Here is a 16,881-nt window from a genome sequence, read left to right as displayed (position 1 = left end):
ACTTTCTTTTTTTAGCAACAGTTCAGATCGCTCATAATTTTCAAGAGATAAAAAACGGTGGAAAATTACTCACTGAAAACCAATCGATATCTCTCTTAAGAGATCTGATACGGCTATGTAAACATGCAAAAGAAAACAATTTAATTCCGATGGTTGATGAAGGATCGTTTATTCTGGCGACAACTGACGACATATCTATCATCATTCCATTATTCATTGCAAATCGATTTAACTACAAAAATCATGAATACTTACATTCAAACAGATCACTTCTCAAAATTGTATATCGATTTGCAACCGGCATCAACATTGAAGAAGAACCATCGAGATTAAAGGGAAACGATATCCCCCTACCACATAAATGGAACCCAGATATAAGTGAAAGATTTTCCCTTTTTTTGAAAACAGAGCTGCTAAAGAATAATCAAATAGAATCTTCATTAGAAACGCTTGAACATAGTCTAAAAAAGGCATTATTTGACCAGCACATTAGTTTAGAATTACCACATATCCCACAATCGTTAGGAGAAGCAGATGAATGCTGTCTTTCGAAACCACGGGGTCTGGCAAAAGTTGCTGGAATGAAGAAACTTAAGGAACTACTATTAGAAGAGGTAATTCACCCTATCCTGAACCCAGAGATCTACAAGTTATATCAGGTAAACATTCCGAACGGAATTCTTCTCTACGGCCCGCCGGGTTGTGGGAAAACGTTCATTTCAAGACAATTAGCTGAAGAATTGAATCATTACTTTATTGAGATTTCTCCCTCGGAAATAGCAAGTCCGTTCATCCATGATAGCGTCTCGAAAATACGTGACATATTCAATGACGCTGAACAGCATGCTCCATCTATCATCTTTATTGATGAGTTCGAGGCTTTTGTTCCACCTCGTTCGTTGTTAGGGGGTCATCAACAATTCAAATCAGAAGAAGTGAATGAATTTCTCTATCAACTCAATGAATGTTCAAATAAAGGAATAGTTATACTCGCTGCAACAAACGAACCGGATAGGATTGATCCCGCCATATTAAGGACTGGGAGATTTGACAAGTTGATCTATGTCGAACCCCCAGATCTTGAGGCGCGGATAGAACTTCTGAAGGTATATTTAAAGGGCCGACCACAAGATCCGCTCAATTTAGAGGGCATCGCTCTCGAGCTCGACGGATATTCATGTAGTGATGTGAAATATATCCTTGATGATGCAGCGCGAGCTGCAATGAAAGAAGGGTTGCCCATAAATTGTGATCATATAACAGATTCTATCAAGCGTAATCCATCCAGTTTATCAATGGAAATGTCTTCCAGATACGATAACATCCAACAGAGAGGGGTTGCCCCAAGGCCACGATATCCTAAGTAACTGAGGTAGCGTAACGAATCTTCTGTAAAATTGAATTGGCCCTGGATCCAACCTAGATTTGGACAAAGGAGAAACAGGGCCATGGATCCCTTAGCGTTAATCGAAGATTATCTTTCCGATCAGGAGAATGGCATGAAGAACCTCATCACCGGGTTCCTCAACCAGGTGATGCTCGCAGAGGCCCTCCAGCAGACCAGAGCTGATTCATACGAGCGAACCGGCGCGCGAAAGGCGCATCGGAATGGCTACAAGGACTGATCCCTCAAGACCCGATATGGGGAGACAGTCCTCCGAAAACCTCAGTTCTGCGAGTTCCCGTTCGAGATGCAGATCTTCGGGCGCTATGCCCGGGTGGAGAAAGCTCTGGTGAACGCAATCGTAGAATCCTACTTCCAGGGACGTCAGTCGAGAGAATCTCCGATCTTCGCTGAGTTTCGACGAGAAAGATCCAGGAGATCGTCAGTCATCTAGGGATCGACCAGCTTTCTCCGGCTTCGGTCTCCCGGATGGCCAAGGATCTTGACGACTAGGTTCAGGCATTCCTCCTGCGGCCGATCGAACAGGCTATCCCGTATCTCTTCGTGGATGCCCCCTACTACAAAATCCGGGACGGAGCACGGTACGTCACCAAGGCGGTCCTGGTAGTCGCCGGGGTGCGCGAGGATGGTTACCGGGAGATTCTGGGTGCGAGAGTCACCGATTGTGAGAACGAAGAATTCTGGTCGGGACTGTTCGAGAACCTCAAAGAACGGGGACTCACCGGGGTTCAACTGGTCATCTCTGATGGGCATACCGGCATCCAGAAGGTGGCTTCAGCCGCCTTCCTCGGTGCATCCTGGCAGATGTGTCAGGTTCATTGTACCCGCGCCGTCTTGAGGAATATTCCCCGGAAACACCAGAAGGAGGTTGTAGAGGGGCTGAAGGAAGCGTATGGGAGTGAGCAGAGACTCCAGGATCTTGCCGATGACCTGAATGCCCGGGGATACCGGAAAGCAGCCAACACCATCGAGCGATTTCTCTCGGGGCTCATGAGTTATACGGCATTCCCAAAACCGCACGGGAAACGGCTCAGAACGACGAACATGGTGGAGCGGGTCAATAGGGAACTGAAACGGAGAACCAAGGTTGTAGGCGTGTTCCCGAACGAGGCATCCCTTCTCCGGCTGGTCGGATCCATCCTGATGGACATCAACGAGGAGTGGGTTATCGGCAGAAGGTATTTGACGATGGAGAAGGAATGATCAAGCAAGGAGACAGGGCTCAGGCAAATTACAGAAGATCTGAGACGTTACCGTAACTGAGTCGATTACCCAGGCAACTCATAAAGTGGATGACAATAGTTTATTTGTCCAAATTGTTACCAAACGACCGATTTCCCTTTTTGAAACCCTGTTCCAGTCATGGTGGAAATGGAAACTATATCCCCACGCCCTGACCGGATGGTCGCGCCCCGACTACTAATGGGGGGGAACCGAACCCAGATTTCTTATGCAGTGGAACATAGAGATCACAACAGGGAAAACCTCTCTCCAAAATGCGGTACTCAAAGCCACACTCTATCCAGCCGCATTCGGCCTTCGAGATGATGGGCTTATCTTATCAGAGCAAGCCCTATTCACGGATATCAGAGATTTTAGGGATGACCCCCACAAAAGCAAGTTGGGGATTAAACAAAGCCATTCTCCAGAAACTTTTACTGCGGAATTGTGACCCCGGCCTCATGTGTTTATTGAATACTCGATTGAATTTGATCTCTTATCTCCTTAATGTCTTGATCAAATTCTATTGCTAAACCCCTATCTAATGCACACACAGCATTTTGATAATTCGTGAGTGCTGTAAATGTCATTCCACCATTATTCTGCGTATCAGCGAGTTGTGAATACGCCATTCCCTTATTACACCATACATGAGCGAGTTGTGAATTAATTTCGAGTGCTCTCTCAAAACAATCAAGTGCCTCAACTTCTTTATTTGTCTCAAGTAAAGTTAGGCCTTTGAAATTCCAAGCATCAGGATCATTCGGTACAATCTCTATTAATCGATCAAATGCAGCAAGAGCTTCTTCCAATCGTCCCAAATGCCTTAGTGCTCGCCCTTTCTGCAACCAAGTCATCCAATTATTTGGATCGATCTTAAGGGAATTGTCAAGAGTATTTATTACTTCGGATTGTTCGTCTTTAACAGCAGTGACGCCGGAAATACATTTTTCAATAGATCGGACGAGATTTCCATCTTCATGCATATGATCGAGAAAGTAAGGGAGGTTAACTGCATTCCAGTGGTCACGGGCGCTTAGACTGAACCAAGGACCTTTATCATCAAATATCCTAATTTTTCCATCGGACGTGTTATGTCCCCGATAATTATCCCAGGACAAATGCTTATGTTTTCCCTCTTTCGTCACCAAATCTGTAGTACCTAACAGTTTCGATGATAACGAGATTAGGCCTTTTGATACAGGGTTGTAACTGAAATCCTTATAAAATCCTGTAAAATCAATAGCAATATCAGATATGTATATCCTTCGCCCAGATTCAAAATCCTGAATCATCTTATTAATCAGAGGGATCTGAACTAAATGGAACAGCCTACTAATAATCTCATCAAATCTATTTCGGATTTTATCGATACCAAACCAAGTTTTATCAGCGCATTCAATCATCATAATTCTTTCATCAGAAGAGGAAACACATCTCGATGAGGAGTTAATAGGACAATTGTCACTTCCAAATCTCAACCAAATTGCATAAGAACGAGTCGTTGGAACTCCATTAAAACTTTCTTCGAGTATGCCGTATTTAATGCCAGTGACATCTTGTATTTCATAACATTGGTCTTTAAAAGAGATCTGATTTTTAGAGATATTCAGATCATATTTTCCTATCTTTTCATAATATTCCGCAAATTCTTCGAATTCATGGGCATCGTTTATAACTTTAGATATTACTGCTAAATCTTCATTTATCTTCATTAAAACAGGCATATCTTTAGCATAAACCTTTGCTTCCTCTAAAATAACAGCTGCTAATTCGGAAGATTCAATTTCATTATGATAACATATAGCAATATTCCGAAGACAGAAAGCGATTTTTTCTCGTATATTCTTTGATAAATCAGAACTTTCTCCCGCTAACCGCAACAATTCTTCAGCTTTATTTAATGTGCTCATCTTAAATGATTCTAAAATCCGATCGATACCTGTCTTTTTCTCAGAAATGGAGCATGATGATTCCCAGTTTTCAGAAACTAATCTATTTACCTCATCGAGACTTTCTATCAGTTTCTCTTCCAGAGGTGCGAGAATATCATATTCGATTTCAGAGACTACTCGGGGAGGAATATTAGATGTGCGGATCAACTCAAGATGTCGCTGAAAAATATCCTCTGAGTTCGTAGCTATTGCTCTCTTCATGCAACTGACATTTGGCTTTACTAACATTCCCCAAATGTCGGTTTTTAGTGAGTTAAAATCATCAAGCGTAGCGAGAGGTTCAAAGTCAGACCGTTGTTCGATCTCCTCAAAAAAAACCCAATATCTCTCATCTTTAAAGAGTTTCGCCCATCGCTCAAAAATACGCGCCCATTGTTTAGTATTCTCTGCGTTTATATCCTGTTTAAGATAGTATGCATGACAGAGAATCGCAAGATTGATTGATGCTGACAATTCCTCAGATGTACTCCATACACTTATTGCATCAGTATATTGGCCTTTTTTTAATTTATCAAGAGCTTCAGCATCATTTTGATTAACGTTAATAAACCAAAAAAGCCTCTCACTAATGCGCAACCTTGGTGTTTCAATACAGTTTTGTGCATCACGAAGTGATCTTTCATCCCTTGGAATTCGATTCAGGAAGTCCAGTGGATCAGATATTAGAATCGGAGCGCCTAACTTCGCCCGAGTTTTTGAAGCCTGTTGAGCACTCTTTATTTCTTTTTTATGAGTATTGCTTTCAACTCCAAAAATCCTGAATGCATTAGTGTCATACATTGTTGAAATTTCTTCCTTACTGGTAGGGTGTGTTAACGACGCTGGATTTAATTTCATGGGTTGTTCAGGTCCTCGTTTAACGTCGAAAGCAGCTTCACAATTCTTACAATACAAAGGGGGACTTTCATCCCACTCGTGTGGGATCCCACACTTAGGACATTTTAAAATATGGAATACCATTGAGTGTCTATTGACCTACTTTGCGATAAATATTTAGATAGGGAAAGGTCTTCAAGTAGAGGCGCGCAGATATACACCCTTGATATTCACTCTCAAATAGTGTACTGATCTTCTGGTTCCCTTTTCTTGTTCCCTTTATCTCTACCAGGACGCTTTCGGCGCGGTTTACAATTAGATTCACATTCACTCCCATTTCCATCTTGGAATTTTTCTGGCTTCTCAAACTTCAGGCGCTCTATCCACCGTTGCTCGCATTTAACGATGCAAAAACTCCACCTACCTTGGATATGCGTCGTTACGCGAGGCCATTCAGGTATTCTCATACTCCAGATACCCTTGCTTCTAGGCAGCAAGAACACCAATACGCTCCAAACAAACCGGAGAAACCCGGAGGTACTTCTCATCAAACGATCTCTATCGTCCCCCGGATGCCCTCCAGAGCACCGGGGATCAGTTCTTTTGCCATGCACCACCCGGCCCGGGGGTCGTCTTTATGGAAGATGCCGAACATCCACGATGCGCAAAACCCCAGTCCATGATAGGTCTCGGATTCGCCGCAGAGGAAGACCGCGGTATATCCCATCTCGCGGGCGATCTGGAAAGCCCGGTCCATCATGGCGCGGGCGATGCCCTGCCGGAACCGGTCCGGGCGGACGCTGATCGGGGATAGCACCAGGGAGGTGACCGGGCCGTCGTTCGTGGCAATTACGGTTGCATACAACACAATCTGTCCTACTATGCTACCTTCTGCATCCTCCGCCACCAGCGAGAGTTCGGGGATGAACGTCTCCTTTCCTCTCAGTTCGTTCAGGTAATCCGCTTCGGTTCCATCCGAATGGGCGGTTGTGGCAAACGACCTCTTTACGAGTTGATAGACGTCCTCATAATCCGCCGGCCGCTCCTGCCGTATCGTGTACATACTAATCCCCCGGGATCAGCAGCCGACCTCAAGGACCATGTTTGCGGTCTCCAGTCTACCGTAATCGCCCTCGCCGTACCGCTCCAGGTATGTTCCGTAATAGTCAGCGGGATCAAAGTCATTACGCCGCCGAAAGCCGCACTTCTCGTACGCCCTCACGGCGCGGGAGTTTTTCACCCACGGCCGGATGATGAAGGTTCGGATACCGTGCTCTTCGACCAGCCGGTCTATCAGCATCGCTATCACGGCGGAGCCGATGCCTCTCCCGGTATATTTCTCTGAACGGAGCCACATATCGAGCTCCAGGTTCTCTATCCGCCCATCGTTGTGCGTATGCGAGATCGTCCCGACGATCTCGCCCTGATACCGTATCAGCAGATATTTGCTCTTGCCGGGAACGCTACCGAAGAACTGCTCTTCCTCGTCCCTCAACTCGGACCAATCAAAATCATCCTTCTTCTCGAGCATGGACCGCCAGATACCCGGGTCCTCAAAGGCCATCTCATAGATGAAGCGCCTGTCTGAAGGTTCGGCGTATAGTAGCGTAGTCCCGTCTCTCTCGATGTAGATTCGCCGGTCTATGGTATCCTCTCTTGCCATCGGCTATATCCCTTTGCGGCAGCGGGCGGAATATATCTTGCTACCGGGGCGGGCAGTTCCTCGACTGTTCTGGATACGTGTAGATCTGAATCACTCTTCAACGAGAGGGGAGGGGCGTGTGGCTCCACAAGAGCGCATCTCGCACCCTACGAGGAAGGCGCCCCGCCCAGCAGCCCCTGGAAGAATCCCACGATCAGGTCGAGTATCGACGGCGAGGACGCATTCGGCCCCTCCGTCCCGGCGCCCCCTTCCGCGGCATAGAAAGCCGCCACATCTTCTTTCCCGAGACCGCGCAGGGCCTCGATATGCCCGACCGCCGCGGCGGCGATCGTCTCGTGATCGACGCCCCGCGCCCACGCCCCCATCACCGTTTCGGACGGGCGGAGCGTCGAGTTCTCGACGCCCAGAACTGCGTAGAGGCCGGGAAGCGACGACGCCTCCACCGTCACCGCATCCCCATCGGGCCGGATGGCGATCACCGGGTCGGAGACGCCCACCGAAGGCACCTCCTGGCCGCCGGCAAGCGCGTAGGCGTGGAAGGCGAAGAGGTCCGGGTTCGACGTCAGGTTGGTGACCAGCCGCTCCTCGGCAAGGGTGAGGTCTTCAAGCGTCAGTCTCCCGGTGCGGGTAGCGACCGAGAACTCCCAGACACCGCGTTCCCCGTCCCCGAGGGATCGGACCTCACGGGTCCGGGTGATCTCGTAGACCCCGGTCTCGTCTGGCGGCGGCACCAGGACGACGTAGGCCGGGTCATCCTCCGTGATCGTCACGTTCCTTGCCTCCACCGTCACGGTGACGGTGAACGTCTCCCCCTCAAAGACCGCGCGTGGGTGTCGCCCGCCGAGACGCATCGCCGAATCGAGGAGCCAGTCGAGGTTCGCTATCTCCACCCCGCTCCGGGTGAGAGCGACGTCTTCAGGGGTCCGGTCGAGGATCACCCCGATACCCCGGACAAAGAGACCTTCGTGCGGCGCGACGGCTCCAGTCGGTACCGCGGCCCCGTTCTCCTCCGCGGTATACGGCGAGGAGGGGTTGACGAGGTTATGGCCGCTCTGGACAAGCGGACGATCGTGGGAGTAGTGCGCCTTCGCCATCGTCGCGCCCGGCCGCGGCGGGGCATACCGTTCAAGGGTCGGTTCCGGGTTCGTCTCCTCCTCCGCATCTTCATCGTCGGCGAGGTCATCATCGATCTCGTCACCCGGGTCGTCGAGGGTAACGTCGGTCTCCGTCCCGGTGGGCTCAGAGATCTCTGTTGTATTCAGGGATGGGCCCTCCGCATCGGCGGTATCGTTGCCGCTTGCAACCGTCTCCCCGGTAAAATCCGACAGGGTCGATGTGTCCGGGGAAGATGTGGAGGTTGCCGGAACCGTCTCCGTCGAATCCGCTGCCTCTTCGTGTGGCGGCGGGGCATCCCCGGTAGCAAGGGAATCGGGCTCCCGCTCCTCGACGGTTTTCTCCTCCCCCTCATCAGGCGCCGGACTCACCGCAGGCGTGACCGGCACTTTATTGGCAACGGGCTTCTCGCCCGGTAGATCGACGGTGCCGTTCTCGTCGGACCCGGCGAGAGCAACTGTGAGAAGGGCGGTCATGAGAATACAGAGCACCAGGGCCCCGACAATGAGAAGGTATCCTCTCAACGATACCACCCCGGGCATACGGGAACCCCACGCACCCCGATCACCGGTTCTGCCGCAGGCGGCACGGGGCTCACTACCCGGCCGGGAACTCCGTTCATGGGAGTCTCATGGAGCACACGCCGATATAAATAATTTACTGGCGGGAGCGCGCTCGAAACCCCCCTGCAAATCGCCTGGGGGGAAACTGCCTACCTGCCGGCCGGGATATTGCCGGACGACGGTAAAAAAAGTTTTCAGGCAGAATCGTTCTGCATCAGCTGGACATCGGCGATGTCGTGCTGCCGCTGTGCGAGAACTTTCGCCTTGAAGATATTCTTCCCCGCTTTGCCGATGGCAAGGCCCCGGTCCTCGTCCCGGACCTCGATGAGGGCGACCTGCTGGTCCTCCTCGTCCGTATCGAAGTCGATATCGGTGACCTGAGCGGGCAGGAAGCAGTTCCGGAGGAACTGGCCGGGGTCGGCGGAGTATTCCACGACCTCGATACGCTTCCCCATCACGTCGGAGGCCTTCTTGATGCTCGACCCGCCCTTCCCTATAGCGAGTCCCATATCGCCGGGATTGATCACGAAGATGATCCGCTCGTTGCGGTTATCGACGATGCAATCGCGGCTGCCTGCGCCGGTAAGGCTCTCGAACTGGGAGATAAGGCGCATGCACTCCTCAGTCAGCGTGACCTGTGGCATCGTCTACACTCTCGCAGCATTCAGGATATCGGATTCGCCCGGCTCGATCACGGCGAGCGCACTGACGACGTACGGTCTGCCGCAGGCTTTCCCGAGCTGGACGCTCGAACCTTCGTAGACGTAGACCGGGATATCGATCTCATTCACCAGATTTTTAACGGATTCCGGGCTGTTCCTGGCCACCACAATAAGTTTGGCCTTGCCTTCTTCGATGGATTCCTGGGTCTTGTTCCGGCCCAGGAATACGGTACCAGTCTTCACGGCTTTGCGTAGTGAAGCATTAAAGTCCATTATGATTTCTCCTAGATTTTCAGGTTCATGGGTTTTGCGATGAGTTTCACATCGCCGGTGCCAAGCTGGATAGGCTGACCCACGATCACGTTCTCGGTGACGCCGTTTAATTCGTCCACCTCGTTCGCGATTGCAGCATCCAGCAGATGGTTGACCGTCACTTCGAATGCAGCCCGGGAAAGGACACTCTCTTTCTCACCGGCGATGCCGTGACGGCCGATCTGCTTGACCTCGCCGTCCATGCACATCATATCCGCGACGAGCATGATATGACGGACATCGACGCTGATACCCTGTTCGTTCAGGGTACTTAAGGCCTCCTGGATGATCGCATTCCGGCCGGCCTCGATACCGAGCACATCGGCGATCTCGCTGATGTTGTTGCTCCGGGTGCGGGAGATGTCGACTCCTTCGACTTCGAAGACATCTTTTAGGTTGGAGCCCTCAGTATAAAGGATATACTCTCCGCCCTCCTTTCTGACGACGACCCGCTCGATATCGTCGATACCCTGGACGATGACATGCCTGACGTGCTCCGCGAGCTGGAAGAGGTTCTGGTAACTCTCCTGGTTCTTCGGCGTGAACGTAAGCGAGACACTCTTCGGGTCGCCTTCAACGTCAAAGTCGCGGAAGTGCCGCTTCTCGCGGATCTTTCTCGGTGCCGTCTCAAGGATCTCGTCGATCGAGATTTTGCGCCGGTCGCAGACCGCCTTGTTCAGCATGACGAGAACCTGCATGTTCTCCATGTCGATGGTGATATCCCCGAACTCGTGAAGCGGCGCGGCCTCGATCTGCCAGCTCACCTTACGGGCGCGGTCGCGGTTGAACGCCCAGTCGTCCAGCAGGTAGACCGCCATCGTGGGGGTGCTCGGCTCGCGCCGGGCGTCCATGATCTCGATCAGGCGGGGGAGACCGAGGGTAACGTTGATCTCGGCCACACCCGCGTAGTGGAACGTACGCATCGTCATCTGGGTGCCGGGCTCGCCGATCGACTGCGCCGCCACGACACCGACCGCCTCGCAGGGCTCGATCCGGCTCTTCTGATACTCTGAAAAGACCATCGCGAGTATCTGCTCGAACTGCTCCTCGGTGACGTCCCGGTCCGTGAGACTGGCCTTGAGGTCCTCCTGCGTCCGATAAGGCAGATCGAGGGCATCGATCCGCTGCTCCATATCGCTGTTCATTTGACCTCCTCCTTGAGCACGCTCTCAACGATACCTTTCACGTCCACCGGGGCGCCGTAACTGCTCCTTGCGGGGTCGGTCCCGTCCTCGCCGTAGCGGAACTGGATGATCCGGCCGCCCGTCGTCCGGACGGTGCCGTCGTACGCCACCTTGAGGTCCTGCAGGGCGTTGATCATCCGCCGCTGGAGATACCCGCTCTGCGATGTACGAACCGCAGTGTCCACAAGACCTTCACGCCCACCGATGGCGTGGAAGAAGAACTCAGTGGGGGAGAGCCCGCTCTTGTAACTGTTGGCGATGAACCCGTGCGCCTCGGCACCGCGGTCGTTGCGCCGGAAGTGCGGCAGCGTCCGGTCCTCGTAGCCACGCATGATCCGCTCGCCACGAACCGACTGCTGCCCGAGACACCCGGCCATCTGCGTCAGGTTCAGCATCGAACCCCGGGCGCCCGAGACCGCCATCACCACGGCGCTGTTGTCCATACCGAGGTGCCGGCCGGCGATCTCACCGGTGCGGTCACGGGCCTTGCCGAGCACCTGCATGATCTGCATCTCGAGCGTCTCTTCAAGCGTCCGGCCCGGCATCGGTTCGAGCTGCCCCTCGTTGTAGATCTTGATCCGGCGCTCGACGTCGCTGATGGCGCCCTTGAGCACCTCATCGATCTGGCCGTACTCGGTCTTGGTCAGGTCTTCGTCGTCGATACCGAACGAGAATCCTTCGAGCATGATGCCCCGGATCGAGAGCTTGGTCACGTCGTCGATGAACCGGGCAGCCCGCTTCATGCCGTGCTGCCTGATGATCCGGTGCAGGATCTGGCCGTCGAACGCACCGATCCCCTTCTTGTCGATGGTTCCGGAGACCAGTTCTCCGTTGACGATCCGGATGAACGCATCGTTCTCGCACATCTCCTGCTTGCAGGTCTCGCAGTTCTGGCACGACGAGGCCCGGAAGACCATGTTCAGGTTGTCGGGGAGAACGAGCGAGAAGACCTGCTTGTTCGTCCAGAGGGGGTTGCCGTTCTCGTCCATCCGGTCCGGCTCGGGCAGGTGCTCGAGATCCAGGTGCTGGGTGAGGTAGAGCACGCCCTCCCTGGTGAAGTGCTGAATCCGGTGCGTCAGGAGGAAGATACCCGAGATATGGTCGTGGATGCCCCCGATGATCGGGCCGCCGGTCCTCGGCGAGAGGATGTTCGACGAGACCGAGACCAGGATCTCGGCCTCGGCCCGCGCCTCCTCGGTCTGCGGGATATGCAGGTTCATCTCGTCGCCGTCGAAGTCGGCGTTATAGGGCGGGCAGACGGCCGGGTTCAGCCGGAAGGTCTTCCCGTCCATCACGACGACCCGGTGGGCCATGATGCTCATCCGGTGCAGCGAGGGCTGCCGGTTGAAGAGGACGATATCGTTATCCTTCAACTGCCGCTCCACCGTCCAGCCCGGTTCGATCATCTCGGCAACCGTCTCCAGGTTCGCGTCCGAGAGACGCATCCTCCGGTTGTCCGGCCGGATGGCGTAGTTCGCACCGCAGGGCGACCGGGTAGTAGGGCGCTCCGGGCCGTTCAGGACGTACTGCCGCATCTCCTCGAGGTTGAACTGGGTCACCCGGATCGGAAGCGTCATCTCGTTTGCGATGGCGAGCGGGATGCCGACCTCGCCGATGGAGAGGTTCGGGTCGGGGGAGATGACCGTACGGGCGGAGAAGTTGACACGCTTACCGGAGAGCGAGCCGCGGAACCGCCCTTCCTTCCCCTTGAGGCGCTGCGAGAGGGTCTTTAAGGGTCGGCCGCTCCGGTGCCGGGCGGGCGGACATCCCGCCACCTCGTTGTCGAGGTAGGTGGTGACGTGGTACTGCAGGAGTTCCCAGAGATCCTCGATGATCAGCTGGGGCGCGCCGGCGTCCTGGTTCTCCTTGAACCGCTGGTTGATCCTGATGATATCCACGAGTTTGTGGGTCAGGTCGTCCTCGGACCGCTGCCCGTTCTCGAGGATGATCGAGGGGCGCATCGTGACCGGCGGAACCGGAAGAACCGTGAGGATCGTCCATTCCGGGCGCGCGACGTCCGGGTTGACCCCGAGAGCCCGGAGATCGTCGTCCGGGATCCTCTCGAGGCGCGCCCGGATGTCTGCCGGGGTCAGTTTGTGCTCGACCTTCCGCCCCTCCTCCACGAAGACCTCGGAGAAGGTGGTAGGTTTCTCGAAGTTGATCTTGAGCTGCTGCTCCCCGCAGTGGGGGCAGACCCGCTCTTTCTTGATGTCCTTCTCGGAGACGAACTCGCCCGCGAGCTCGCTGTCCTCGGGGCCGATGATCTTCTCGACCTCTTCGGACGTCATCAGCAGCCGGGAGCACGACCTGCAGGTCACCCGGAGCAGTTTCCGGATCAGCCGGGTGTACCCGACGTGGATGACGGGCTTTGCGAGCTCGATGTGCCCGAAATGGCCCGGACAGTCGGCCGCCTTCTGGTCACAGGTCTTGCACCGGAGACCGGGGTCGATGACGCCCAGGTTCAGGTCCATCAGACCCTGCGGATAGGGAAACCCATCGTCGTCGTAGGTGTCCGCCCAGATGATCTTTCGAACGCTCATCTTGCGGATCTCCTTCGGGGAGAAGAGCCCGAACTCGATCCTTCCAACACGTTTTGGACTGGTCATAGTTTGATTGTGCCCCCTCTCTTACACCATATCGTCGAGTCTCAGGCGGGGAGCAATGCCCATACTCTTCATCTCGTCGAGGAGGAGCTTGAAGGCGTAGCTCATCTCGACGGGGTAGATATCGGTCTCGCTGCCGCAGGCAAGGCACCGCGTCACCTTCCGTTTCCGGTCGACCATCGCCACCATACCGCACTTCGCGCAGACCCACTGGGTCACCTTGTCCGACTCGTCGAGGAGACGTTCTTTCAAGGCCATGGCCGCACCGTGGCCGATCATCACGTCCCGCTCCATCTCACCGAACCGGAGACCGCCCTCGCGGGCACGCCCTTCGGTCGGCTGGCGGGTGAGCACCTGCACGGGACCGCGCGACCGCGCGTGCATCTTGCTCGATACCATGTGATAGAGCTTCTGGTAGTAGATGACACCGACGTAGATATCGGCCGCAAACTGCCGGCCGGTGGTGCCGTCATACATGACTTCGCGGCCGTTGTGCGCAAACCCGAGCTCCTTGAGCGAATTCCGGAGGTTTGCCTCGCGCTCGCCGCGGAACGCGGTCGCGTTGATCCGGCGGCCCTCGAGCGAGCCGACCTTGCCGCCCAGCATCTCGAGCATGTGCCCGATGGTCATACGGCTCGGGACGGCGTGGGGGTTGATGATCAGGTCGGGCGTCATGCCCGACTCGGTGAACGGCATATCCGCCGATGGCTGGATGAGCCCGATGACGCCCTTCTGACCGTGCCGGGACGCGAACTTGTCGCCGACCTCCGGCACCCGGAGGTCACGGGTCCTGACCTTCACCAGCCGCGAAGAGTTCTCGCCCTCGGTGATGATGACGGTGTCCACGATACCGTGCTCGTTGCTCCGCATCGTGACCGAGGTGTCGCGCCGCTTCTCGACGGCGATGAGCTCGCTCGTCGGCTCTTCGAGGAACCGCGGCGGGGAGGTCTTCCCGATCAGCACGTCTTTCTCGCGGACGACCGTCTCGGGATTGATGACGCCGTCGACGTCCAGGTTCGCGTAGAACTCGGCGCCGTGCGCACCGGAGACCTCTTCGTCCGGGATCTCGATCCGGTCGACCTGGCCGCCGGGATAGCGCCGCTCTTCGCCGTCGTAAGTGCGGAAGAAGTGCGACCGCCCGAGGCCGCGGTCGATGGAGGCCTTGTTGATGATCAGCGCGTCCTCGATATTGAACCCTTCATACGAGATGATGGCAACGACGAAGTTCTGGCCTGCGGGCCGGTCGTCGGAGCCGATCGCATCCGAAGTCTGGGTGAAGGTGAGCGGCTTCTGGCCGTAGTGGAGCATGTGCCCCCGGGTGTCGGGCCGGAGTTTCATGTTTGCCGTCCCGAACCCGAGCGCCTGCTTGACCATCCCGGCGCCCATGGTGACACGGGGACTGGCGTTGTGCTCGGGGAACGGGACGTGCGCCGCACCGATACCCAGGATGAGCGAGGGGTCGATCTCGAGGTGCGTGTGCTCGGGAGTGAGATCCCCCTCGTTGATCGCGATGAAAAGATCCTCCTCCTCTTCGGCGTCGACGAACTCGATAGCGCCCTTCCGCACCACATCCTCGAAGTTAATCTCGTTGTTTCGGAGACGCTCGATGTCGTCGTCGCTCACCTGCACAACGCCGTCCTTGACCACGATCAGCGGCCGGCGCGCCCTGCCGCGGTCGGTATGGATGATGACGTCGTTGTTGAATTCCTTGTAGGATACGTTGACCTCGGAGGAGATCTCGCCGCGCCGGCGCATCTCGCGCATCCGCTCGACCAGTTCCCGCGGGTCGTCCACGAGCCCGATAAGGGCTCCGTCAACGAAGACACGTGACTGTCTCATGCCGTCTCTCTCCGGAGGGCGATGACGCCCATATCATACAGAATGTTCTTCACTTCCTCTTCGTTCATGACGCCCTTGCTGATCTCGACCATCTGGGCGAAGTTCTTCACCAGTCCACAGTTCGGGCCCTCAGGCGTCTCGCTCGGGCAGATCCGGCCCCACTGGGTGGGGTGCAGGTCACGGGCCTCGAAGTGAGGCTGCGAGCGGGAGAGCGGGGAGATCACGCGCCGGAGATGCGAGAGCACCGCCATGTGGTCCACCCGGTCGAGGAGCTGCGAAACGCCCGTGCGCCCGCCCACCCAGTTGCCGGTGGCAAGCGGGTGCAGCAGCCGTTCGGTCAGGACGTCCGCGCGCACGGCGGTCCCGATCGAGAGGTCGCGGTGGCGCATGCTCGCCCGCTCGAGTTGGTACTTCACGTCGCGCGTCAGGCGGTTGAGCGAGATCCGGAAGAGATCTTCCATCAGGTCGCCGGCAAGTTTCAGCCTCTTATTCGAATAATGGTCCTTGTCGTCGATCCGGCGCCGGTCAAGCACCAGGTCGAAACAGGCCTCCGCCATGCGGCCGAGGAAGTGCGCCTTTGCGAGACGGACACCCTCGACCGCCGACCGGTAGCCGGGGTCCTCCTCTTTCAGGCCCACCGGCATCAGATAATTCAGGTGCGGCAGGAGGTAGTTGTCAAGGACGAACTCCGCCCGCTTGCGCTGGTAGTCCCGCGTCTGGTTGGGCGCGAGTTTCTTGCCGACGTACATGACGCCTTCGTCGACGGTGTCGCACTCGCTCTCCTCCAGGTTCTGCATCATGAAGGTGAGGATCTCCTCGTCGGTCGAGACCGCCTCCACGATGTCGTGGTCGCCCTGCAGCCCCAGCGCCCGCATCAGATCGATGAAACGGAGGTGCCCGGCGACCGAGGGGAACGAGACCTCGAGCAGGTTTTTGCGGTTCCGCTCGACGATCACGAGCGCGCGGTAGCCCCGGTACTGCGAGAAGACCTTCGCTACGTAGATCCGCTCGTTGTAGCGCTCGGTGAACTCGGTCATGATCTTGTTCGAGGCGAGATCTTCGAGCGTCATCAGCACCCGTTCCGTGCCGTTGACGACGAAGTAGCCGCCGGGATCGAGGGGGTCTTCACCGTGCTCGATCCGCTCGGGATCGCTCATGTTGTAGAGGTTGCAGGCGGCCGAACCCACCATCACCGGCAACTGCCCGATGGTGGTGACGATCGGGTCCTGCGCTTCTTCACCCTGGACAAGCGTCATCTCGAGTTGAATGGGTGCCGCATACGTGAGGTTTCGGAGACGCGCCTCGCTCGGGAAGAGCTCGGACTGCGACCCGTCCGCCTCACGGACAAGAGGCTTTTTCACCTCGATTGTGCCTAATTCGACCCACACGGCCTCCTTCCCTTTCCCGCGGGTCTCGATATCGGTCTCGATGACGCGCTGCTCATCGACGACTTTCTGAAGGTTGTGCAGGAGGAAGTTGTTATAGGAGTCCAGCTGGTGGCGTGCTACGTGCTCCCGCGCAAAATATGCTCTCGACAAAACACTT

At 55.3% G+C, this 16,881-nt stretch carries 11 protein-coding genes and 1 pseudogene; 2 read left to right on the top strand and 10 right to left on the bottom strand.

The window, feature by feature from the left end:
• On the top strand, window positions 1-1,367 hold a 1,367-nt coding region (locus tag L21_RS13545; protein WP_218600632.1), incomplete at its 5' end, for an ATP-binding protein.
• 81 nt (window positions 1,368-1,448) lie between these two features.
• A pseudogene (locus tag L21_RS06355) lies at window positions 1,449-2,608 on the top strand (IS256 family transposase).
• A gap of 485 nt (window positions 2,609-3,093) precedes the next feature.
• On the opposite strand, the gene L21_RS13540 reads toward L21_RS06355, so the two are convergent.
• From L21_RS13540 to L21_RS06300, 10 genes are all read right to left on the bottom strand, one after another.
• Entirely contained in the window at window positions 3,094-5,541 is a 2,448-nt protein-coding gene (locus L21_RS13540) for a tetratricopeptide repeat protein (RefSeq protein ID WP_083608829.1), read from the bottom strand.
• 403 nt (window positions 5,542-5,944) lie between these two features.
• Window positions 5,945-6,460, bottom strand: a complete 516-nt coding sequence (locus L21_RS06340; RefSeq protein WP_074369652.1) for a GNAT family N-acetyltransferase — start codon at window positions 6,458-6,460, stop codon at window positions 5,945-5,947.
• A gap of 15 nt (window positions 6,461-6,475) precedes the next feature.
• Window positions 6,476-7,060: a GNAT family N-acetyltransferase gene (locus L21_RS06335; protein WP_074369651.1), complete on the bottom strand. Its 585-nt coding sequence runs from the start codon at window positions 7,058-7,060 to the stop codon at window positions 6,476-6,478.
• A 146-nt stretch (window positions 7,061-7,206) separates the two neighbouring features.
• Window positions 7,207-8,697 carry a hypothetical protein gene (locus L21_RS06330; protein ID WP_143727225.1) on the bottom strand — a complete coding sequence of 497 codons (1,491 nt, stop codon included), beginning with the start codon at window positions 8,695-8,697 and terminating at the stop codon, window positions 7,207-7,209.
• A gap of 233 nt (window positions 8,698-8,930) precedes the next feature.
• Window positions 8,931-9,380: a NusA-like transcription termination signal-binding factor gene (locus tag L21_RS06325; protein WP_074369649.1), complete on the bottom strand. Its 450-nt coding sequence runs from the start codon at window positions 9,378-9,380 to the stop codon at window positions 8,931-8,933.
• Between the two features lie 3 nt (window positions 9,381-9,383).
• Window positions 9,384-9,671, bottom strand: a complete 288-nt coding sequence (locus L21_RS06320; protein WP_074369648.1) for a 50S ribosomal protein L30e — start codon at window positions 9,669-9,671, stop codon at window positions 9,384-9,386.
• An 11-nt stretch (window positions 9,672-9,682) separates the two neighbouring features.
• Window positions 9,683-10,843, bottom strand: a complete 1,161-nt coding sequence (rpoA2, locus tag L21_RS06315; protein ID WP_394329527.1) for a DNA-directed RNA polymerase subunit A'' — start codon at window positions 10,841-10,843, stop codon at window positions 9,683-9,685.
• 8 nt (window positions 10,844-10,851) lie between these two features.
• A complete protein-coding gene (locus L21_RS06310; protein WP_074369646.1) occupies window positions 10,852-13,500 on the bottom strand; it encodes a DNA-directed RNA polymerase subunit A' in 2,649 nt (882 codons plus the stop codon).
• A 21-nt stretch (window positions 13,501-13,521) separates the two neighbouring features.
• Window positions 13,522-15,336: a DNA-directed RNA polymerase subunit B gene (gene rpoB, locus L21_RS06305; protein ID WP_074369645.1), complete on the bottom strand. Its 1,815-nt coding sequence runs from the start codon at window positions 15,334-15,336 to the stop codon at window positions 13,522-13,524.
• Window positions 15,333-16,874 carry a DNA-directed RNA polymerase subunit B'' gene (locus L21_RS06300; protein ID WP_074369644.1) on the bottom strand — a complete coding sequence of 514 codons (1,542 nt, stop codon included), beginning with the start codon at window positions 16,872-16,874 and terminating at the stop codon, window positions 15,333-15,335. Before L21_RS06300 ends, rpoB begins: the two co-directional genes overlap by 4 nt.
• Window positions 16,875-16,881: the final 7 nt, after the last annotated feature.

Origin of the sequence: Methanoculleus chikugoensis (genome assembly GCF_900095385.1) — an archaeon.
Lineage (GTDB): Archaea > Halobacteriota > Methanomicrobia > Methanomicrobiales > Methanoculleaceae > Methanoculleus > Methanoculleus chikugoensis_A.
Note: the sequence above shows the minus strand (reverse complement) of the source record. Positions and strands in the feature narration are given on the sequence as shown.

Bases quoted from the DNA above. Each gene is read 5' to 3' on its own strand.
- L21_RS06320 (WP_074369648.1), bottom strand. From the start codon at position 9,671: ATGGACTTTAATGCTTCACTACGCAAAGCCGTGAAGACTGGTACCGTA.
- rpoA2 (WP_394329527.1), bottom strand. From the start codon at position 10,843: ATGGAGCAGCGGATCGATGCCCTCGATCTGCCTTATCGGACGCAGGAG.
- L21_RS06325 (WP_074369649.1), bottom strand. From the start codon at position 9,380: ATGCCACAGGTCACGCTGACTGAGGAGTGCATGCGCCTTATCTCCCAG.
- L21_RS06335 (WP_074369651.1), bottom strand. From the start codon at position 7,060: ATGGCAAGAGAGGATACCATAGACCGGCGAATCTACATCGAGAGAGAC.
- L21_RS13540 (WP_083608829.1), bottom strand. From the start codon at position 5,541: ATGGTATTCCATATTTTAAAATGTCCTAAGTGTGGGATCCCACACGAG.
- L21_RS06340 (WP_074369652.1), bottom strand. From the start codon at position 6,460: ATGTACACGATACGGCAGGAGCGGCCGGCGGATTATGAGGACGTCTAT.
- rpoB (WP_074369645.1), bottom strand. From the start codon at position 15,336: ATGAGACAGTCACGTGTCTTCGTTGACGGAGCCCTTATCGGGCTCGTG.
- L21_RS06310 (WP_074369646.1), bottom strand. From the start codon at position 13,500: ATGACCAGTCCAAAACGTGTTGGAAGGATCGAGTTCGGGCTCTTCTCC.